Below are 20,617 nucleotides of genomic sequence, written 5' to 3'. Positions count from 1 at the left end.
TCGAGTCCCGCCATGCGCGGGTTTGGCCGACACTTCGGTGTGTCGGCAATCTTGGTCAAGCCGATGACGGCGATTCATCGTCATCGGCTTTTCGATAGACCCTCGCAATGGCATTTCGATCCCTGATCCGGAACGTTTCGTGGCTAGACTGCGCTCGGTAACGCCTCGGCGAACTGGGCGATCGTCATTGGCCTGGAGAACATCGGGTAGTCGTAGGCGATCGCCGCATCGTGCTCGGCCTCGCTGGTAGCCGCCACACCGTCGGTCAGTGTCAGCACCTCGAAGCCTTTCTCGTAGCCCGAGCGCATGGTCGATTCCACGCAGCAGTTGGTCAGGAAGCCGGCCAGAGCGATCGTTTCGATACCCTTGCTGCGCAGGATGAAATCGAGATTGGTCGAGGCGAAGGTGTCCAGGCCACGCTTGCCTTCGATGACGATGTCACCGGCCTGCGGCGTAAGGGCCTCGCAGATCTCGGCACCCCATTCGCCTTTGACGAACGCCTTGCCGTTCACTACGCCGGCAAGAATACCGTAGGGCTGAGCGGTGATCTCGCCATAGCCCGGCGCGAAGTGGATAGGCGCGTGGAGAATGCTGACACCCGCGGCACGCGCCCTGGCGACGAGATCCTGCGTCTTGGCCAGCATGTCTTCACGGGCCATGACGCCTTTCACGGCGTCGTGCAGCACGCCGCCCGGCGTGGTGAAATCGTTCTGGAATTCGATCAGGACCAGGGCCGTTCTGGCGGGGTCGATCGTCTGGACGGAGTTGGCGGTCATGGCGGGGCGCTCCTTCACGGAAATGGACTCGCTGTCGTGCAGCATAGTCCATCTCCGGCCGGCGCGGTGACGGAGCGGGCGCTAGTCGTACACGCCCTGGCTGCGCAGATAGTCGTCGTAGCTGCCGCTGAAGTCGACGATACCATCCTCTTTCATTTCGATGATGCGTGTGGCCAGCGAGCCGACGAATTCCCGGTCGTGACTGACGAAGATCAACGTGCCCGGGTAGTTGTCCAGCGCCAGGTTGAGCGCCTCGATCGACTCCATGTCGAGGTGGTTGGTGGGTTCGTCCATCACCAGCACGTTGGGCTTCTGCAGGATCAGCTTGCCGAACAGCATCCGCCCCTGCTCGCCACCGGAGATCACCTTCACCGACTTGCCGATATCGTCGTTGGAGAACAGCATCCGCCCCAGCGCGCCGCGCACGGTCTGCTCGCCTTCGGTGGTCCACTGGCGCATCCAGTCGAACAGCGTCTCGCCGCCCTCGAAGTCGGCCGCGTGATCCTGGGCGAAGTAGCCCACTTCCGCCGCATCGGTCCACTTCACCTCGCCTGCATCCGGCGTCATCGTGCCGACCAGACAGTTGAGCAGCGTGGTCTTGCCGATGCCGTTGGGGCCGATGATCGCCACCCGTTCCCCGGCTTCGACCTGTAGGCCGAAACGCTCGAACAGCACGTTGTCGCCCCACGCCTTGGAGAGCTTGTCCGCCGTCAGCGCGTGACGGTGGATCTTCTTGCTCTGCTCGAAGCGGATGAACGGGCTGACACGCGAGGAGGGCTTGACCTCCTCGAGCTGGATCTTGTCGATCTTGCGCTGGCGCGAGGTGGCCTGCTTGGCCTTGGACGCATTGGCCGAGAAGCGGCTGACGAACTGCTGCAGCTCGGCGATCTCCGCCTTCTTCTTGGCGTTGTCGGCGTGCAGGCGCTCGCGGGCCTGGGTCGCGGCGATCATGTACTCGTCGTAGTTGCCCGGGAACAGCCGCAGCTCGCCGTAGTCGAGATCCGCCATGTGGGTGCAGACGCTGTTCAGGAAGTGGCGATCGTGGGAGATGATGATCATCGTCGAGCTGCGCGCCCGCAGGATCTCTTCCAGCCAGCGGATGGTGTTGATATCCAGGTGGTTGGTGGGCTCGTCGAGCAGCAGCACGTCGGGGTCCGAGAACAGCGCCTGGGCCAGCAGCACACGCAGTTTCCAGCCCGGCGCCACCACGCTCATCGGCTCATAATGCTGCTCCAGCGGAATGCCCAGCCCCAGCAGCAACTCGCCGGCGCGGGATTCGGCGGTGTAGCCCTCGAGCTCGGCGAAGCGCACTTCCAGGTCGGCGACCTTCATGCCGTCCTCGTCGCTCATCTCCGCCTGGGAATAGATGCGCTCACGCTCCGCCGTGACTTCCCACAGCTCCTCGTGGCCCATGATCACGGTATCGATCACGCGCTCGTTCTCGAACGCGAACTGATCCTGGCGCAGCTTGCCCAGCCGCGTGGTGACGTCCTTCATCACCTGACCGCCGGTCGGCTCCAGGTCACCGCCCAGAATCTTCATGAAGGTGGACTTGCCACAGCCGTTGGCGCCGATCAGGCCGTAGCGATGGCCATCGCCGAATTTGACGGATACGTTCTCGAACAGCGGCTTGGGGCCAAACTGCATGGTGATGTTGGCAGTAGAGAGCACAGCGGGGAATCTCGCGGGAAACGGCGTGAATGGAGCGACGACAGTATCGATACAACGACGAAAGCCGAGGCGAACTCGACTTCCGTCTTAGACGTTCGTATTAGCTGGATTATACGCGGATGCGGTGGCCGCTCATACGCCGCGAGCGAAATGATTCACGCCGCGGCACCCAGCGGCCACGATGTCACTCGCCACGCGGGAAGCGCTGGGACGCCTCGACGATATTGAGATCCATATGGTTGCGCATGTAGCGCTGGGAGGCGTCCTGCAACGGCTGGTGATCCCACGGATAGTAGTGACCATTACGCAGCGCCTGGTAGACGATCAGCCGCTGCGCCTGGCTTTCGCGGACCTCGGCATCGAAGCGCTGCATGTCCCAGCGCTCGCGAACCTTGGCCTGGAATTCCGCCAGTGTCTCGGCGTAGTCCGGGTCCTCGGCCAGATTGCGGGTCTCGTGAGGATCGGTCTCGAGATCGAACAGCTGCGGCGGGTCGATCTCGCAGTGATTGAACTTCCACTTGCCTTCGCGAATCGTCACCAGCGGTGCCTGCGTGCCTTCGGCGGCGTACTCCATGTAGACCGGCGCCTCGCGCGTGCCGCCGCGAGCCAGGGGCAGTAGCGACTCGCCGTCGGTCCAGGGTTCGATCTCGGAGAGATCGATGCCCACCAGGTCGGCCAGCGTCGCGTTGATGTCGATGGTCGACACCGGCGTCTCCACCGAGCGTGGCTCCAGCCCCGGCGCGGCGATCATCAGCGGTACGCGCGACGAGCCTTCGAACGGGCTCATCTTGAACCACAGCCCCTTCTCGCCAATCATGTCGCCGTGATCGGACGTCACCACGATGATGGTGTCGTCGAGCATCCGGGTGCGTTCGAGCACGTCCAGAATCGAGCCGACCTTGTCGTCGATGTAGGAGATGTTGGCGAAATACCCCCGCCGCGCCCGGCGTACGTCTTCCGGCTGGATGTCGAACTTGGTGTAGTCGTTGGCCTCGAAGATCCGCTGGCTGTGCGGATCGAGCTCGCCGAACGGCACCACGCCCTGCTCCGGCTCGAGGTGTTCGCAATCCTCGTAGAGATCCCAGAACTTGCGCCGCGCCACATACGGGTCGTGCGGGTGGGTGAAGCTCACGCACATCGCCCACGGCCGCGAATCGTGCCCGCGGGAGAGGTCGAACAGTTTCTGCTCGGCATGAAAGGCGACTTCGTCATCGTACTCCATCTGGTTGGAGATCTCGGCCACGCCGGCGCCGGTGACCGAGCCCAGATTGTGATACCACCAGTCGATGCGCTCGCCGGGTTTGCGATAGTCCGGCGTCCAGCCGAAGTCGGCAGGATAGACGTCGGTGGTCAGCCGGGTCTCGAAACCGTGCAACTGGTCCGGCCCCACGAAGTGCATCTTGCCCGAGAGGCAGGTGGAGTAGCCGGCGCGACGCAGATGATGGGCCCAGGTCGGCACGGCGGAGCGGAATTCGGCAGCGTTGTCGTAGACGCCGGTACGCGAGGGCAACTGGCCCGACATGAAAGCCGCACGTCCCGGCGCGCACAGGTAGCTCGGCGTGTAGGTGTTGTTGAAATTGACCGCGCGCTTGGCCAGCTTCTTCAGGTTGGGCGCGTGCAGAAAGTCCGCCGGCCCATTCTCGAACAGCGTGCCATTCATCTGATCGGCCATCAGCACCAGAATATTCGGTCGCGTCATGCTTCCCCCCCCTGCGTCGTTGTATTGGACATTCGAGATACGCCCAGCTTGCGCGCCACGCATGGATTAGCACAAACGATCAATTCGACGCCTGAGGCCAAGGCAGGCTTGGGCTGAACGTGGGCCAAGTCTAGGGCGGCAGCAGGAAGTTGCCCTGCCGGCCATCGCCGAGGTGGGAGTCGACTTCGCTGTCATCCTTCAATGCAACGCCGGAGGCGCCCAGCACCTGTGCCTCGCGCATCAGATAAGCCAGCAGCCTGGCGGCATTGGCGTAACTCAGACCGCGCGGGCGAATGTTGGAGATGCAGTTCCGCTCGCTGTCGCGCCGGCCCGACCGGGGTGCCCAGGTAAAATAGAGCCCGAGACTGTCCGGCGAGCTGAGTCCGGGACGCTCGCCGATCAGCACCACGCTCATGCGGGCGCCCAACGCCTCGCCGATGGGGTCGCCGATCGCGACCCGGCCCTGCTCCACCAGCGCGACCGGCCCCAGCGACAGCTCCAGCCGTTCGATCTCCGGTAGCGCGGCGTCGAGAAACGGGATGGCCTGCTCGTGAATCGCCCGCGCGGAAAGGCCGTCGACTATGCAGATCGAGACATCGCAGGGTTCGAGCGAGAGCTGGGCAAGCTCCTGCTTCGCTTGTTCGGACAGCTGCCGGCCGAGATCCGGCCGGCGCAGGTACTCGTCGCGGTCAATGGCGCGGCTGTGCAGACGCAGCGCCAGCGGGAAGCGCGCGTCCAGCTCCGGCATCAGGCGTTCGGTATCCAGCGCCATGTGCACGGCATCGCGTGCGCGGGCATGGTCGAGCTGAAAGGCCAGCTGCGCCGCCGTGGGCAGGCTGCCGCCGGCTCGACCCAGGCCGATCCGGGCGTCGGTGAGTTCACGCAGCCGCTGCCAGGGGTTGGTGACGGTGATACCCCCATCGCCATCGTGGAAATCCTCGTCGTTCATCGTGCCGTTCCCGTATCAACCGTGCCCGAGCCCATTGCCCCCAACACGTGCTGGAAGCGTGACGGCAAGTCTCGATCGAAGGCGATGCCTTGGCCGTGACGGTAGATGCCGCTGGCCTCGAGCCAGGCCTCGAACTCCGGCGCCGGGCGCAGACCGAGTACCTGGCGCAGGTAGAGCGCGTCGTGGAACGACGTGGTCTGGTAGTTGAGCATGATGTCGTCGGAGCCGGGAATGCCCATGATGTAGTTGCAGCCCGCCGCCCCCAGCAAGGTGAGCAGCATGTCCATGTCGTCCTGGTCGGCCTCGGCATGATTGGTGTAGCAGATATCGCAGCCCATCGGCACGCCGAGCAGCTTGCCGCAGAAGTGATCTTCCAGCCCGGCGCGGATGATCTGCTTGCCATCGAACAGATACTCGGGGCCGATGAAGCCGACCACGGTGTTGACCAGCAGCGGCTCGAACTCCCGCGCGACCGCGTAGGCGCGCGCCTCCAGCGTCTGCTGGTCGAGACCGTGGTGGGCATTGGCGGAGAGCGCGCTGCCCTGGCCGGTCTCGAAGTACATCACGTTATTGCTCAGGCCGTTGCTGTCCAGACCTCCGCGACCGAGCGACAGTGCCGCCTCGCGCCCCTCCCGCAGCAGGGCCAGGTCGATGCCGAAACCCCGGTTGGCAGCCTCGGTGCCGGCGATCGACTGGAATACCAGATCGGTGGGTGCGCCGCGCTCGATCGCCTCGATGGCGGTGGTGACATGGGTCAACACGCAGCTCTGGGTGGGGATTTCGTAGCGGGAGATGATCTCGTCGAGCATCTTCAACAGCGTCACCACCGTGGAGGTATTGTCGGTGGCGGGGTTGATGCCGATCACGGCGTCGCCGCTGGCGTAAAGCAGGCCATCGAGGATGCTGGCCGCGATGCCGGAAGCGTCGTCGGTGGGATGATTGGGCTGCAGCCGCGTCGACAGCCGTCCGGGCAGGCCGATGGTGTTGCGAAAGCGCGTGATGACCTCGCACTTTCGGCCTACCAGCACCAGATCCTGCACGCGCATCAGCTTGGAGACCGCTGCGACCATCTCCGGCGTCAGGCCGGGTGCCAGCGCCTTCAGCGATTCACCATCGGCCTGCTCGGAAAGCAGCCAGTTGCGGAATTCGCCGACGCTCAGCGAGGCAACCGGCGCGAACGCGGCACGATCATGACGATCGAGAATCAGCCGCGTGACCTCGTCTTCCTCGTAGGGAATCAGCGGCTCTTCCAGAAAGGTGGTCAATGGCAGTTCCGCCAGCGCCATCTGGGCGGCGACCCGCTCTTCCGCGCTGCTGGCAGCGATGCCGGCCAACTCGTCACCGGAACGGCGCGGCGAAGCGGCGGCCATCAACGTGCCCAGGCTGTCGAAGCGGTAGCGACGACCGCCGATGTCGATTGCATGTTCGGCCATGGAGAAACCCCGTGATCGTTGTCTTTATACGGTCGTCTCAGTTTATGCCATGAGCAAGACTTCGCTCGAGACAGGAAATGCGGAGTTCCAGACAAAGAAAAAGCCCTACCGAACGGGGTCGGTAGGGCTTTTGTCACCGATGGCACGAGGCCATCGGTTGTCGCGGATGCATGAGCCGCCGGATTCGACGGCCGAGCGATTTAGCGACGCAGGCCGAGCTTCTTGATCAGCGACTGATAGCGATCGAAGTCCTTGCCCTTGAGGTAGTCCAGCAGCTTACGGCGCTGGTTGACCATGCGGATCAGGCCACGACGAGAGTGGTGATCCTGCTTGTGATCCTTGAAGTGGCTCTGCAGACCGTCGATGTTGGCGCTCAGCAGTGCAACCTGGACTTCCGGGGAACCGGTGTCGCTTTCGCCCTGACCAAACTCTTTGACGATCTCGGCTTTCTTTTCAGCAGTCAATGCCATGAAAAACTCTCCAGCAAGCAATATGCCTGAATGATGAATGTCGGAGACCACGCATATTTGCAGCCTCCCGGTTGACCGTCACGGGGACGGGGTGCATCGAACCGATGCTGACAGATCGATCGGCTTCACCTGTCGGGTTTCGATCCCGGCTCAGGCTTGAACCGCATTCAATGCTGTCGTGTCGACCAGACGCCGGGGAGTGACTTCCCCCGGCGCGGTCAGTTCGACCAATCCCAGAAAGGATTCGTCGCGATACAATCTTGCCGTCGTGCCCGGCGTCAGCTCGGTATCCGCTAGCGATGCCCGCTGACCCAGCAGCAAGCGCTGGGCCACCGTCTCCGCCACGCTGAGCGTCGGCAGATGCTCGAGCATGACATCGACCGGCAACAGCTGCGCCAGCCGCTCTTCGTCGCTCATCGCCTCGAGCGTCTCGAAAGAGAGCCGCGCTGCACTGTCGAAGGGACCCGTTTCCAGGCGCTCCAATGCCGTGATATGCGCGCCGAAGCCGAGTGCTGCGCCGATATCTTCGGCCAGCGTCCGTATATAGGTGCCCTTGCTGCAGCGAACCTGCAACCAGACACCATCGGACTCCCACTCGAGCGGGCGCATATCATATATCGTCACGCGCCTAGACGCACGCGTTACCGTTTCACCCTGGCGCGCGAGCTCGTAGAGCTTCCGGCCCTGATGCTTGAGCGCCGAGTACATCGGCGGCACCTGCTCGATCTCGCCGCGAAAGCGTTCGAGCACGGCTTCGACGGCGTCACGATCCAGCGTCTCGGGCAACGGACGACGCTCCACCACTTCGCCTTCGGCGTCTCCGGTATCGGTCACTGCACCAAACTGGATCCGGGTGCGGTAGACCTTGTCGGCTTCGAGCAGATGGGCGGAGAACTTGGTCGCCTCACCCAGGCAGACCGGCAACAGCCCGGTCGCCATCGGGTCCAGCGTCCCGGTATGGCCCGCCTTGCGCGCCTGAAACAGCCGCCGGGCACGCTGGAGCGCATGATTGCTCGACACGCCCTTGGGCTTGTCGAGCAGCAGCACGCCGTTGATGGGCAACCCCTTGCGACGGCGTGCCATCAGCGTGGCTCTCCATCCTCTTTTCGAGGATCGCTTTCCCGCGCTTCATCCTGCGGCGCCGCTTCGTCACTCTCCTGCGGGCGGTTGCTGGCGACGGCCTCGTCGATCAGTGCCGACAGCTTGTGCCCGCGTACCACGCTTTCATCGTAGTGAAAACGCAGCTCGGGTACGTGACGAAGCTTGATGCGGCGCGCGATCTGCGAACGCAGAAAGCCGGCAGCCCGCTTGAGCACGGCCAGGTTTTCCTTGACCCGAGCCGGATCGTTCTCGCCCAGCAGCGTCACGTAGATATCGGCGTAGCCGAGATCCCGACTGACCGTGACCGAGCTGACCGTGACCATCCCCAGACGCGGATCCTTGATCTCGCGCTGGATCAGCACGGCCAGTTCCTGCTGCAGCTGGTCGGCGACCCGATCGGTTCGTTTGAATTCGCGCATCGTTGCCTCTCGAGATCCCGCAGGCGCCTATTTCGTGAAAACCTAGACGCCGGCGGGATCCTGTCGCTTACAGGGTACGCTCGACCTTGACCTGGTCGAAGACCTCGATCTTGTCGCCGACCTGAACGTCGTTGTAGTTCTTGACGCCGATACCGCACTCCATGCCGTTGCGGACTTCGTTGACGTCATCCTTGAAGCGGCGCAGGGATTCCAGCTCGCCTTCGTAGATGACCACGTTGTCGCGCAGGACGCGGATCTTCTTGTTGCGGTGGACGGAGCCCTCGATGACCATACAGCCAGCGATGGCACCGATCTTCGGCGCCTTGAACACGTCGCGCACTTCGGCGACACCGACGATCTCTTCCTTCCACTCCGGCGCCAGCATGCCGCTCATGGCCTGCTTGACCTCGTCGATCAGCTGGTAGATGACGCTGTAGTAGCGCAGATCCAGCCCTTCACGCTCGACGATCTCACGGGCGGAAGCATCGGCACGGACGTTGAAGCCGACCAGAATCGCTTCACTGGCCAGCGCCAGGTTGGCGTCGGTACCGGTGATACCGCCGACCCCGGAAGAGACGACCGCCACCTGCACTTCATCGGTGGAAAGTTCTTCCAGCGCACCGCGAATCGCCTCGAGCGAGCCCTGGACGTCGGCCTTGAGGACGACATTGACCTTGGCCACTTCGTCCTGGCCCATCTGGCTGAACATGTTCTCCAGCTTGGCCTTCTGCTGACGCGCCAGGCGAACTTCACGGTATTTGCCCTGACGGAAGTTGGCGATTTCACGCGCCTTCTTCTCGTCGGCCAGGACCATGAAGTCTTCACCGGCTTCCGGCGTGCCGTCGAGACCCTGGATCTCGACCGGCATGGACGGGCCGACCGACTCGACCTGCTTGCCGAGTTCGTTGGTCAGCGCCCGCACACGGCCGTAGTGCAGGCCGGCAAGGACGATGTCGCCACGCTTGAGCGTGCCGTTCTGGACCAGCACGGTAGCAACCGGACCGCGACCCTTGTCGAGGCGAGACTCGACCACCACGCCTTTACCCGGCGCTTCCGGCACCGCCTTGAGCTCGAGCACTTCGGAGACCAGCAGCACCGACTCCAGCAGTTGATCGATGCCTTCGCCGGTCTTCGCCGAGACCGGAACGAACTGGGTATCGCCGCCCCACTCTTCGGAGATCACGCCGTGCTGTGACAGCTCGTTGCGAATCCGGTCGAGGTCGGCACCTTCCTTGTCGATCTTGTTGATCGCGACGACCAGCTGTACGCCGGCAGCCTTGGCATGCTCGATCGCCTCGATCGTCTGCGGCATGACACCGTCGTCGGCGGCCACCACCAGGATGACGACATCGGTCGCCTGGGCACCACGAGCACGCATGGCGGTAAACGCTGCGTGACCCGGCGTATCCAGGAAGGTGACGCCACCATGTTCGCCTTCGACGTGGTAGGCACCGATATGCTGGGTGATGCCACCGGCTTCGCCAGTCGCGACCTTGGTGCGACGGATGAAGTCGAGCAGCGAGGTCTTGCCGTGGTCGACGTGACCCATGACAGTGACGACCGGCGAGCGGGTGATTTCGTCACCTTCGTAGGAGATGCCTTCGAGCACTTCGGTCTCGAGCGCATCTTCCTTGACCAGCTTTGGCTTGTGACCCATCTCCTCGACCACGATCGCTGCAGTATCCTGATCGATGGTCTGGTTGATGGTCACCGCCGCACCCATGCTGAACATGGCCTTGATCACTTCGTTGGCCTTGATCGACATCTTGTCGGCCAGTTCGGCAACGCTGATCGATTCCGGCAGCGCGACTTCGCGCACGATCGGCTGGGTCGGCTTCTGGAAGCCGTGCTGGTTGTCGCCACGACCACGACGGCTACCGCGACGCTCGGCACGCTTGACCTTCTTGGCCCCGCCGCCACGGCGACGCTCGGAACGGTCGTCGTCGTCATCACGGCGCCCACGGCGACCCTGATCACGCTCCTTGTCCTTCTTCGGATGGGCGCGACGATTTTCGGTGCGCGGCTCCTTGGGCGGCGGCTCGACGAACGGCTGACTGTTGGAAGTCGGCTCGTCATCCTCGACCTGCGGCTCATCGGGAATGTCATCCCCGGGTGCCTGGGGCTGAGGCGCCGGCGCGGCAGCCTTGTTGGAGCTTTCCTGACCTGCGGTCTGATTCTGAGCCGCTTCGCTCGCCGCCGCCTGGGCACTGGCCTGCTCGGCGGCCTGCTGTTGCGCCTGATCGGCCATGTCGCCAACCAACTGACGCGGACCAGTCTCTTCGACCGGCGCTTCTTCGGCCGGTTCTTCCCGCTTGACATAGGTACGCTTCTTGCGCACCTGCACTTCAATGGTCTTGCCGCGATCGCCCGAGCGGATCTTGCTGCGGGTGTTGCGCGTCAATGTGATGCGGTTACGCGGACCGCGTCCCCCACCGTGACTCTTGGTCAGGTGATCGAGCAGACGCTGCTTGTCCTCTTCGGAGACGGCGTCGCTTTCCTTCTGATGCGGCAGACCCGCATCCTTCATCTGTTCAAGCAGGCGGGACACATCGCGTCCCACCTTGCCGGCAAACTCTTTTACGGTCATGTCTGACATTACGACCCTCCTGAACCCGTGACCACGTTACTCTTCGCTCTGAAACCAAGGCGCACGGGCAGTCATGATCAGTGCCGCTGCGCGCTCCTCGTCCACGTCGTCGATATCCTTCAGATCCTCGATGGACTGTTCTGCGAGGTCCTCCATGGTGACGATGCCACGGCTGGCAAGAATGAAAGCCAGGTGGCGGTCCATGCCGTCCATCGTGAGAAGGTCTTCGGCGGGCTGAGCGCCATCCAATTGCTCTTCCGTCGCGATGGCCAAGTTGAGAAGCTCATCCTTGGCTCTTGCACGAAGTTCCTCGACCAGATCCTCATCGAACTCTTCGATCTCCAGCATCTCTTCGAGCGGCACGTAGGCCAGCTCTTCGATCGTCGTGAACCCTTCCTCGACCAGGATACGGGCGACGTCTTCGTCGATCTCGAGATGGTTGATGAAATATTCGACCAGGCTGTCGACTTCCTGCTCGCGTTTGCCCTCGGCTTCGTCAACGGTCATCACGTTGAGCGTCCACCCCGTCAACTCGCTGGCGAGTCTGACGTTCTGGCCGCTACGACCGATGGCCTGAGCGAGGTTGTCTTCGCCGACGGCGACGTCCATCGAATGGGCATCTTCATCGACGAGAATAGAAGCGACTTCCGCCGGCGCCATGGCGTTGATCACCAACTGCGCAGGGTTGTCGTCCCATAAAATGATATCCACGCGCTCGTTACGCAGCTCGTTGGATACCGCCTGCACGCGTGAACCACGCATGCCGACACAGGCACCGACCGGGTCGATGCGCCTGTCATTGGTCTTGACCGCGATCTTGGCGCGCGCCCCCGGATCGCGGGCGGCCCCCTTGATCTCGATCAGCTGTTCGGCGATTTCCGGCACTTCGATCTTGAAAAGCTCGACCAGCATGCCCGGTTTGGTCCGGGACAGGATGAGCTGGGAACCGCGCGCTTCCGCATCGACTTTCCACAACAGGGCCCGTACCCGCTCGTTCATGCGGTAGCGCTCGCCGGGGATCATCTCGCCCCGCGGCAAGAAGCCCTCTGCGTTCTCGCCGAGGTCGATGATCAGGCCGTCACGTGTCGTTTTCTTGACGATACCCGCGACCAGTTCGCCTTCTCGCTCGGCGTAATGCCTGACGATCTGGGCACGCTCGGCTTCGCGCACCTTCTGCACGATGACCTGCTTGGCGGTCTGCGCCGCGATGCGCCCGAAAGCCACCGATTCGATCTGTTCTTCGACGACATCGCCCACCGCCAGCGGCGGCTCGCGCTTTTCTGCCTCGGAGAGCGGAATTTCACGATCTTCGCTGAGGTACTCTTCGTCCTCGACCACGACCCAGCGACGGAAAGTATCGTACTCGCCGGTGCGGCGATCAATCTGGACGCGAATACTGACGTCCTGACCTTCGAAACGCTTGCGCGACGCGCTGGCCAACGCCGCTTCGACAGCCTCGAAAATGACGTCTCGGGGCACGCTCTTCTCGTTGGAGATGGCGTCAACGACCAGCAGTATCTCTTTGCTCATGCCTATGCCTCGCCGAAAAACCGGTTCTTGATCTCGAATAACTGAATCGGTGTCGAATCCTGAGTCAGCCACGAATAACTGGGTCACCAAATGATAGGTGGTCGAATCAATCGTCGAACTGCGGGACGACACGAGCCTGATCGATGCTTTCTATCGGAAAGCAGTACTCTTCCGAGTCGATATGCAGCAGCACTTCGTCGCCGTCGATGCCGGCCAGGCGCCCCTGGAACTTGCGTCGACCGTCAAACGCCGTGCGCAACTTGAGCTGCACCACGTGACCGCTGAAGCGCGAAAAATGATCGAGCGTATAGAGTGGGCGATCGAGTCCCGGAGAAGACACCTCCAGGTTGTAGTTGCCCGAGATCGGATCTTCGACATCCATGACACTACTGACCTGGCGGCTGACGTCGGCGCAATCGTCAACCGAGATCCCGTTGGGGCTGTCGATATAGATCATCAGCTTGGAATGCTTGCCCTGAGCCAGATAGTCGAGGCCCCACAACTCAAAGCCCATGGCAGTTACCACCGGCTCGATGATCGCATACAGTGCTGCGTCCTTGGTGACCACAAACGACTCCTACAGCAGTTGCATCAGGCACCTGACCGGGAGTTGAGAGAAATGCAAGGTGCTAGGTGGCTGACTGGCAATGACGTCAGCAGCGCCGTTAACAACGACAATGCGCTGACAATGACAAAGCTGCTAACAAAAAGCCCCTTCTCAGGAAGGGGCCTTTCATAAAAACTTGGTAGCGGGGGCCGGATTTGAACCGACGACCTTCGGGTTATGAGCCCGACGAGCTACCAGACTGCTCCACCCCGCAACATCAGGTTGGCGATTATAGGAACGACCTTGGGATGGGTCAAGGAAGGCCGCGATATCGCCTGATTCTTTTCACAAGAATCGTCTTGCGTATCGTTAAGAGGTCCGAATCAGCTCGACCGGAAGACTTGACGATGGTGCCGAAGGCGGGACTTGAACCCGCACGACCGTAAGGTCACTACCCCCTCAAGATAGCGTGTCTACCAATTCCACCACTTCGGCATCAGGGGTGTGCAGCGCCTAGGCGCCACACCAATTCACTGCTTTCAACCGTTTCATCGAAGGCTGTGAATTTCCTTTCCACTCAAGGATTTGACGATTTCTGACCGCCATCTTCCTCGAGTGCTGGCGCAGCATTATTCCCGCTTTGGTCGCCGTCGTCAAGGGTCGGCGCACCATTATGTTGCTGTTCGATCACTTGCGCATCGGGAATACCGCTCTGCGGCGCGCTGCTGGCGCTGGTCGCGAAATAGGCCAACCCCAGAGAGGTGACGAAAAAGAGCGCCGCCAGGCCGCCGGTCAGCTTGGACAGGAACCCGCCACTGCCGCGTGAGCCGAAGACGGTCTGCGAAGATCCGCCACCAAAAGCTGCACCGGCCTCGGCACCCTTGCCCTGCTGCAACAGGACCAGCACCACCAGTGCAATGGCGGCCAGAACATGAACCAACAAAATCGCTATCTGCATGAAATCAACCTGCTGACTGACAAATCGCTATGAAATCGTCGACCTTGAGCGACGCACCGCCGATCAGGCCGCCGTCGATATCCTGCTGCGCGAGCAACTCCTGGGCGTTACCCGCATTCATGCTGCCGCCATAGAGCAGACGCAATGCATCGGCCAGTTCACGATCGAAACCGGCCTGATAGCCGCGAATCGCAGCCATCATCTGCTGAGCCTGCTCTGGCGTCGCCGTACGCCCGGTGCCGATGGCCCAGACGGGCTCGTAGGCGATCGTCATTTGCTGGCGCTGCCCCGGCTCGAGCCGGGCCATGACGTATCCCACCTGGCGCAGCACGACATCCTCGGATCGGCCGGCATCACGTTCTTCAAGGGTTTCACCCACGCAGAGAATCGGCTTGAGCCCTGCGCCGAGCGCCGCTATCACGCGCTCGTAAACCTGTTCATCACTTTCATGATAGAGCTGACGACGCTCGGAATGGCCGACCAATACGTACTCGACCCCGAACTCGCTGAGCATCTGCCCGCTGACTTCCCCGGTCCGGGCACCGGAATGCAACGGATTGAGCGTCTGCGCTCCCAGGCCGACGAACGTATCCGCAAAGGCGCGGCGTGCAGCATCGAGATAGGGAAACGGAGGATGGATCACGACATCGACCGACGACGCCAGATCCGTCTCTGCAAATGCTCGACCAAACGTCTCGATCAATTCCGCCGAGCCATTCATCTTCCAGTTACCCGCGATCAGCGGCTTGCGCATGCAACCTCCTGTCGGTGGTGCGACATGGTATAAGAGCCTTGACAGCAAGACAACAAGTGCTCTTGGCTATCTGGTCGGCTCAGGCAATCAGAGTTTCGACACTATCGGCAATTCGCTGCGCCATGGCCTGGACGTCGAAGCGCGGCCGCCCCTCTACCATGACTCGGATCAGCGGCTCGGTGCCCGAAGGACGCAACAGCACTCGACCACTGCCGCCAAGCTCATCCTCGACCGAGCTCACCGTCTGGCGCAGCGCCTCGCTGTCCAGCAAGGTCCTGGCATCATAGTTGCTCGGCAGGCGCACGTTGACCAGCGACTGCGGTGCCTTTTCGAAGCCTTCCAGCAACTGCTCCAGCGGCACCTCTTCCCGCACCATCACTGCCAGCACCTGCAGCGCGGAAACGATGCCGTCGCCAGTGGTCTGCACGTTGCGGCAGACGATATGACCGGAGGCCTCGCCTCCCAGCAGCCAGTCGTTGGCGAGCAGACGTTCGACGACATAACGATCCCCCACCTTGGCCCGCTCGAAGGGAATCCCCTGCTTCTCGAAGGCTGCCGCCAGGCCGAAATTGGTCATGAGCGTGCCCACGACGCCGCCATTCAATTTACCGCGAGCGTGCAGGTCACGAGCGATGATATAGAGGATCTCGTCGCCGTCTACCAGCTTTCCGTGCCGATCGATCATCAGGACGCGATCGCCATCGCCGTCGAACGCGATACCCAGGTCGGCCTGGCGCGCCAGAACCGCCTCGCTCAAGCGTTCTGTATGCGTCGAGCCCACGTTCTGATTGATATTGAGACCGTCGGGCTCGCCGCCGATCACGCTGACATCGGCACCGAGCTCGCGAAAGACGTTGGGTGCGATGTGATAGGTCGCGCCATGGGCGCAGTCCAGCACGATTCGCAAACCGTGCAGCTCGAGGCGATTGTGAACCGTGGACTTGCAGAACTCGATGTAGCGTCCGGCGGCGTCATTGATACGGACCGCCTTGCCGAGCTGGTTCGGCGCCATGGTCTCCAGCGGCTTGTCGAGCTCGTTCTCGATCTCGGTCTCGACCTCGTCGGCGAGCTTCAGCCCTTCCGCCGAGAAAAACTTGATGCCGTTATCCTGATAGGGATTATGCGATGCCGAAATCACGATCCCGGCATCGGCTCGGAACGTGCGTGTCAGATAGGCAATGCCCGGTGTCGGCATCGGCCCCAGCAACGAGACATCGGCCCCGGCAGCCGAAAGCCCCGCTTCCAGCGCCGATTCGAACATGTACCCGGAAATGCGCGTGTCCTTACCGATAATCACCTTGGGCCGCGTCGACTGGGCGGACTTCTGCCGAGCCTGATGGCTGCTCAGTTTGCGCGCCAGCACTCGGCCCATGGCCCAGCCCAGCTTCAGCATGAAGTCGGCGGTGATGGGATACTCTCCAACGGTGCCGCGAATCCCGTCGGTACCGAAATAACGTCTACTCATGATCGCCTCGCTCCTGAAGCTGGTCGTTCCTGAAGTACTGCCCAAGCCATATTGATGGCATCGACCGTGGGCGCAACATCATGCACTCTGATGATTCTAGCGCCCCGCTCGACCGCCATCACGCTCAACGCCAGCCCGCCAGGCAAGCGCTGATCGACGGGGCGCTCCAGTACCTGTCCGATCATGCTCTTGCGCGACATTCCCACGAGCAACGGCAGTCCCAGCGCTTCCAGCGCATCCATGCGATTGAGCAACCGCAGGTTGTGCTCCAGAGTCTTGGCAAAGCCGAAACCCGGGTCCAGCAGCAGCCGCTCCCGCGCGATGCCCGCCGCCTCGCAAACCGCGATACGCTCGCGCAGGAAATCGGCGACGGCCGCTTCGACGGGGCGATCGTAGTGCGGCGCCTGCTGCATCGTCTGCGGCTCTCCCAGCATGTGCATCAGACACACGGGCAGACCAGTGTCCGCCGCCGCCTCGAGCGCGCCTGGGCGCGTCAGCGAGCGCACGTCATTGATCATGCCGGCACCGGCTTCGGCGACTTCCCGCATCAGTTCGGGCGCACTGGTGTCGACCGAGACCAGCGCATCGAACTCCGACACCAGCATCTCGACCACGGGCAACACGCGCTCCCGTTCGGTTTCCAGCGTCACCGGCTCGGCCCCCGGCCGTGTCGACTCGCCGCCCACGTCGATGATGGCCGCACCTTCCTGCAGCAGACGCTCGGCATGACGGCGAGCAGCATCCAGCCGGTCGTGTCGACCGCCATCCGAAAAAGAATCCGGCGTCACATTGAGAATGCCCATGACGCGGGGGCGTGAAAGGTCGAGATGATGATGACCACAGCGTAATTGGACGCCAGTGGATACCGAATCTGTCATGGGAGTCGTCGCTCAAAAAGCGTTCACTCTAGGCAGACCGAGAGTGTTGTGCAACCGTCCGAAATACAGCGGGGCGCCATCTCTGACGCCCCGCTGCAAGTCTGTCATTTCATTTCGTCAATGGGCCACATCAGAGCCCCGATGACCCGCCCAGCGGATCCGAAGGCCGTCGATTTCCCGACTCGTCATCCGGCGAACCTTCACCGCTCGGCTGCGGCTCCGGGTCATCGACAGGACGGCCGGAACCCGAAGTCGGCCCGTCGTCGCCCCAATCCTTCGGCGGACGCGGCTTGCGGCCTTCCATGATGTCCTTGAGCTGCGCGGCATCGATGGTCTCGTACTGCATCAGCGCCTCGGCCATCAGATCGAGCTTGTCGCGGTTGTCCTCGAGGATCTTGCGCGCCATCGCGTAGCACTCGTCGATGATGCGACGCACTTCCTTGTCGAGACGGGTCGATGTCTCGCCGGAGGTCAGCTTGCCGCCACCCTGGCCCGGCCCGCCGAGGAACTGATGGGACTCGTCCTCGTCGTACATCAACGGCCCCATCTCTTCGGACAGCCCCCACTTGGCGACCATGCTGTGCGCCAGCTCGGTAGCACGCTTGATGTCGTTGGAAGCGCCGGTGGTCACGCCATTCGGCCCCAGCGTCATCTCTTCCGCGATACGACCGCCGAACAGGGAGCAGAGCTGGCTGATGATCTGCTGGCGCGAGTAGCTGTAACGATCTTCCTCGGGAAGGAACATGGTCACGCCCAGCGCTCGGCCACGGGGAATGATGGTGACCTTATAGACCGGATCATGCTCCGGCATGATCAGGCCAATGATGGCATGCCCTGACTCGTGATAAGCGGTGTTCAGCTTATCCTTCTCCGACATAACCATGGAGCGACGTTCGGCGCCCATCATGATCTTGTCCTTGGCCAGCTCCAGCTCCTCCATGCCGACGGTGCGGCGATTGCGGCGAGCCGCGAACAGCGCTGCCTCGTTGACCAGATTGGCCAGGTCGGCGCCGGAGAAGCCCGGCGTACCGCGGGCGATGATGCTCGCCTGCACGCCATCGGCCATCGGCACCTTGCGCAGATGAACGTTGAGAATATGCTCACGCCCCCGAATGTCGGGAAGCGGCACGGTGACCTGACGGTCGAAACGACCGGGACGCAGCAGCGCCGGATCCAGAACGTCCGGACGGTTGGTGGCGGCAATGACGATGATGCCGTCGTTGGCCTCGAAGCCGTCCATTTCGACCAGCAACTGGTTCAGCGTCTGCTCGCGCTCGTCGTGACCGCCGCCCATGCCGGAACCACGATGGCGACCGACGGCATCGATCTCGTCGATGAAGATGATGCACGGAGCCTGCTTCTTGGCCTGCTCGAACATGTCACGAACGCGGGAAGCGCCCACGCCAACAAACATCTCGACGAAATCCGAGCCGGAGATGCTGAAGAACGGCACCTTGGCCTCGCCGGCGATCGCCTTGGCCAGCAATGTCTTGCCGGTACCCGGCGGCCCCACCATCAGCACGCCGCGGGGAATCTGGCCGCCCAGGCGCTGGAATTTCGACGGATCCTTGAGGAAGTCGACCAGCTCGACGACCTCTTCCTTGGCTTCGTCACAGCCCGCGACGTCGGCGAAGGTAGACTTGATCTGATCCTGGCTCAGCAGCTTGGCTTTCGACTTGCCGAAGCTCATCGGGCCGCCTCGGCCACTGCCGCCACCCTGCATCTGGCGCATGAAGAAGATGAAGATGCCCAGAATCAGCAGGATCGGGAAGCTGGCGATCAGCAAGCGCGTCCACAGGCTCTGCTCTTCGGGCTTCTGGCCGACCACGGTGACGTCATGCGCCAGCAGATCGTCCATCAGCTTGGGATCCTGCGCCGCCGGTCTGATCGTCTGGAACTGCGTGCCGTCCTTGCGCTCGCCATTGATGGTGTAGCCATCGATGGTCACGCTGCGCACCTGGTCGTTCTGGACCTGCTGCACGAACTGTGAATAGCTCGTCGTCTGCGGCGAGCTATCGACGCTAAAGTTGTTGAACACCGTCAGCAGCACAGCCGCGATGACCAACCAGAGAATTAAATTCTTCGCCATGTCGTTCAAGACACCACCCTCGTAGTACGAATCTTGCTGCCTGCGCTTGCCGTGATCTGACACTACACCAGATGGGGGCGTTCAACCACGCTTGCAAGCCTAGCCCTGAAATCCTTGCGCCAGCAGATAGACTTCGCGAGAACGGGCCCGTGATGCCTCCGGCTTGCGCGTTACCACCTTGCGGAAGCTGCCTCGCAGATCACGCAGGTAGTCATCGAATCCTTCGCCCTGAAATACCTTGGCCAGAAAATGGCCACCGGGCGACAATGTCTGTTTCGCGAGATCGAGCGCCAGCTCGACCAGATACATCGCCTGTGGCTGGTCGATCGCCGCCATGCCGCTCATGTTCGGCGCCATGTCGGAAAGCACCAGATCGACGGGGCGTCCGCCAAGCTCTGCCAGAATCGATTCCAGCACGCTTTCTTCGGTGAAATCGCCGTGGATGAAGCTGACGCCCGCCAGCGCATCCATTTCCAGGATGTCGGAGGCGATCACCAGACCTTCGCTGCCGACCTTCTCCGCGGCAATCTGGCTCCAGCCGCCAGGAGCAGCACCCAGATCGATCACCGTCATGCCTGTGCGCAATAACTTGTCACGCTCGTCCAGTTCCAGCAACTTATAGCTTGCACGCGAACGATAACCGTCTTTCCATGACTGCTGCACGTAGCGATCGTCGAAATGCTCCTTCAACCAGCCAGCGCTGCTTTTGCTCTGCCGGGTAGAAGAACCGGTCTTGTCGGGACTGGATTTGGGGCCTGAGCTTGAAGAGCGCACCACTGATGATCACCTGAAAGAATAGCCAAAGAACGTATAGCGGAGATGCGAGGCTCGAAGCCCGAAGCGAAAGAACCAGAGGCGCTGCCTTCATAAGTCCCGGGACATTTCTGCCGGTTTCGGGACACGCCTTCTGAACCGACGACATCTTTCCTGTTGCGGTCGAAACCCGTACCATGAGGCGTTTCGACAGTGCGGTGGTGAGACCGATGGCAGCACCGCTGACAATTATCGCGAAGTTCAACGGTCAGACTATCATGAGCCTATCATCCGCACAAAAGAAAGCCTTCCGCAGCATCGGCCACCACCTGCAGCCGATCGTCACCGTCAGTGAAAACGGTTTGAGCGAAGGTGCCCAGCAGGAACTCGAGCGCGCGCTACGCGATCATGAACTGATCAAGGTCAAGCTGGCGATCCCCGAGCGCGATGAGCGCCAGGCCATGGTCGAGGAACTGGTCGAGCTTTCCGGCGCGGAACTGGTCCAGACACTGGGCAAAGTGGCACTGCTCTATCGCCA

18 protein-coding genes and 2 tRNA genes are annotated in these 20,617 nt (G+C 62.1%); 1 reads left to right on the top strand and 19 read right to left on the bottom strand.

Features of this window, described 5'->3' with window-relative positions:
• Positions 1-143: 143 nt before the first annotated feature.
• The 19 genes from DOM32_RS09975 to rlmE form a co-directional block, all read right to left on the bottom strand.
• On the bottom strand, positions 144-776 hold the full coding sequence (locus tag DOM32_RS09975; RefSeq protein WP_110634273.1) for a cysteine hydrolase family protein: 633 nt from the start codon (positions 774-776) through the stop codon (positions 144-146).
• Between the two features lie 81 nt (positions 777-857).
• Positions 858-2,447: an ABC-F family ATPase gene (locus tag DOM32_RS09970; RefSeq protein WP_110633951.1), complete on the bottom strand. Its 1,590-nt coding sequence runs from the start codon at positions 2,445-2,447 to the stop codon at positions 858-860.
• Between the two features lie 184 nt (positions 2,448-2,631).
• Positions 2,632-4,146, bottom strand: coding sequence for a choline-sulfatase (gene betC, locus DOM32_RS09965; RefSeq protein WP_110633948.1), 1,515 nt, complete (start codon positions 4,144-4,146; stop codon positions 2,632-2,634).
• Positions 4,147-4,276: 130 nt separating this feature from the next.
• Positions 4,277-5,095: an ethanolamine ammonia-lyase subunit EutC gene (eutC, locus tag DOM32_RS09960; protein WP_110633945.1), complete on the bottom strand. Its 819-nt coding sequence runs from the start codon at positions 5,093-5,095 to the stop codon at positions 4,277-4,279.
• On the bottom strand, positions 5,092-6,528 hold the full coding sequence (locus tag DOM32_RS09955) for an ethanolamine ammonia-lyase subunit EutB (protein ID WP_110633941.1): 1,437 nt from the start codon (positions 6,526-6,528) through the stop codon (positions 5,092-5,094). The genes eutC and DOM32_RS09955 overlap by 4 nt, the downstream gene beginning before the upstream one ends.
• A 200-nt stretch (positions 6,529-6,728) precedes the next feature.
• Positions 6,729-6,998, bottom strand: a complete 270-nt coding sequence (gene rpsO / locus DOM32_RS09950) for a 30S ribosomal protein S15 (protein ID WP_071230933.1) — start codon at positions 6,996-6,998, stop codon at positions 6,729-6,731.
• Between the two features lie 150 nt (positions 6,999-7,148).
• Positions 7,149-8,081: a tRNA pseudouridine(55) synthase TruB gene (truB, locus tag DOM32_RS09945; protein ID WP_110633938.1), complete on the bottom strand. Its 933-nt coding sequence runs from the start codon at positions 8,079-8,081 to the stop codon at positions 7,149-7,151.
• Complete coding sequence (gene rbfA, locus DOM32_RS09940; protein WP_071230935.1) at positions 8,081-8,518, bottom strand: 30S ribosome-binding factor RbfA; 438 nt, start codon at positions 8,516-8,518, stop codon at positions 8,081-8,083. Before rbfA ends, truB begins: the two co-directional genes overlap by 1 nt.
• A 67-nt stretch (positions 8,519-8,585) precedes the next feature.
• Complete coding sequence (gene infB, locus DOM32_RS09935; protein ID WP_110633936.1) at positions 8,586-11,114, bottom strand: translation initiation factor IF-2; 2,529 nt, start codon at positions 11,112-11,114, stop codon at positions 8,586-8,588.
• 27 nt (positions 11,115-11,141) lie between these two features.
• Positions 11,142-12,635: a transcription termination factor NusA gene (nusA, locus tag DOM32_RS09930; RefSeq protein ID WP_087718607.1), complete on the bottom strand. Its 1,494-nt coding sequence runs from the start codon at positions 12,633-12,635 to the stop codon at positions 11,142-11,144.
• A 106-nt stretch (positions 12,636-12,741) separates the two neighbouring features.
• Complete coding sequence (gene rimP, locus DOM32_RS09925; RefSeq protein WP_071230938.1) at positions 12,742-13,203, bottom strand: ribosome maturation factor RimP; 462 nt, start codon at positions 13,201-13,203, stop codon at positions 12,742-12,744.
• Positions 13,204-13,379: 176 nt separating this feature from the next.
• Positions 13,380-13,456, bottom strand: a tRNA-Met gene (locus DOM32_RS09920).
• Between the two features lie 134 nt (positions 13,457-13,590).
• Positions 13,591-13,677, bottom strand: a tRNA-Leu gene (locus DOM32_RS09915).
• A gap of 82 nt (positions 13,678-13,759) precedes the next feature.
• Positions 13,760-14,140, bottom strand: coding sequence for a preprotein translocase subunit SecG (gene secG, locus DOM32_RS09910; protein WP_071230939.1), 381 nt, complete (start codon positions 14,138-14,140; stop codon positions 13,760-13,762).
• Between the two features lie 4 nt (positions 14,141-14,144).
• Positions 14,145-14,894 carry a triose-phosphate isomerase gene (tpiA, locus tag DOM32_RS09905; protein WP_071230940.1) on the bottom strand — a complete coding sequence of 250 codons (750 nt, stop codon included), beginning with the start codon at positions 14,892-14,894 and terminating at the stop codon, positions 14,145-14,147.
• Positions 14,895-14,973: 79 nt separating this feature from the next.
• Complete coding sequence (glmM, locus tag DOM32_RS09900) at positions 14,974-16,359, bottom strand: phosphoglucosamine mutase (RefSeq protein ID WP_071230941.1); 1,386 nt, start codon at positions 16,357-16,359, stop codon at positions 14,974-14,976.
• Positions 16,356-17,237, bottom strand: coding sequence for a dihydropteroate synthase (gene folP, locus DOM32_RS09895; protein WP_110633933.1), 882 nt, complete (start codon positions 17,235-17,237; stop codon positions 16,356-16,358). The genes glmM and folP overlap by 4 nt, the downstream gene beginning before the upstream one ends.
• Before the next feature lie 130 nt (positions 17,238-17,367).
• Positions 17,368-19,335, bottom strand: a complete 1,968-nt coding sequence (gene ftsH / locus DOM32_RS09890) for an ATP-dependent zinc metalloprotease FtsH (RefSeq protein ID WP_071230943.1) — start codon at positions 19,333-19,335, stop codon at positions 17,368-17,370.
• A 90-nt stretch (positions 19,336-19,425) separates the two neighbouring features.
• Positions 19,426-20,100, bottom strand: coding sequence for a 23S rRNA (uridine(2552)-2'-O)-methyltransferase RlmE (gene rlmE, locus DOM32_RS09885; RefSeq protein WP_110633930.1), 675 nt, complete (start codon positions 20,098-20,100; stop codon positions 19,426-19,428).
• A 257-nt stretch (positions 20,101-20,357) separates the two neighbouring features.
• On the opposite strand from rlmE, the gene DOM32_RS09880 reads away from it, so the two are divergent.
• Positions 20,358-20,617 (top strand): YhbY family RNA-binding protein (locus DOM32_RS09880; RefSeq protein ID WP_110634270.1); only part of this gene is annotated, 260 nt, incomplete at its 3' end.

It is taken from the genome of Salinicola salarius, from assembly GCF_003206135.1.
GTDB lineage: Bacteria > Pseudomonadota > Gammaproteobacteria > Pseudomonadales > Halomonadaceae > Salinicola > Salinicola salarius.
This window is presented reverse-complemented; position numbering and strand designations above follow the sequence as displayed.

Coding starts and splice junctions, on each gene's coding strand:
- tpiA (WP_071230940.1), bottom strand. CDS start 14,894: ATGCGCAAGCCGCTGATCGCGGGTAACTGGAAGATGAATGGCTCGGCG.
- folP (WP_110633933.1), bottom strand. CDS start 17,237: ATGACAGATTCGGTATCCACTGGCGTCCAATTACGCTGTGGTCATCAT.
- eutC (WP_110633945.1), bottom strand. CDS start 5,095: ATGAACGACGAGGATTTCCACGATGGCGATGGGGGTATCACCGTCACC.
- secG (WP_071230939.1), bottom strand. CDS start 14,140: ATGCAGATAGCGATTTTGTTGGTTCATGTTCTGGCCGCCATTGCACTG.
- infB (WP_110633936.1), bottom strand. CDS start 11,114: ATGTCAGACATGACCGTAAAAGAGTTTGCCGGCAAGGTGGGACGCGAT.
- betC (WP_110633948.1), bottom strand. CDS start 4,146: ATGACGCGACCGAATATTCTGGTGCTGATGGCCGATCAGATGAATGGC.
- nusA (WP_087718607.1), bottom strand. CDS start 12,635: ATGAGCAAAGAGATACTGCTGGTCGTTGACGCCATCTCCAACGAGAAG.
- DOM32_RS09955 (WP_110633941.1), bottom strand. CDS start 6,528: ATGGCCGAACATGCAATCGACATCGGCGGTCGTCGCTACCGCTTCGAC.
- rpsO (WP_071230933.1), bottom strand. CDS start 6,998: ATGGCATTGACTGCTGAAAAGAAAGCCGAGATCGTCAAAGAGTTTGGT.
- glmM (WP_071230941.1), bottom strand. CDS start 16,359: ATGAGTAGACGTTATTTCGGTACCGACGGGATTCGCGGCACCGTTGGA.
- rbfA (WP_071230935.1), bottom strand. CDS start 8,518: ATGCGCGAATTCAAACGAACCGATCGGGTCGCCGACCAGCTGCAGCAG.
- DOM32_RS09975 (WP_110634273.1), bottom strand. CDS start 776: ATGACCGCCAACTCCGTCCAGACGATCGACCCCGCCAGAACGGCCCTG.
- truB (WP_110633938.1), bottom strand. CDS start 8,081: ATGGCACGCCGTCGCAAGGGGTTGCCCATCAACGGCGTGCTGCTGCTC.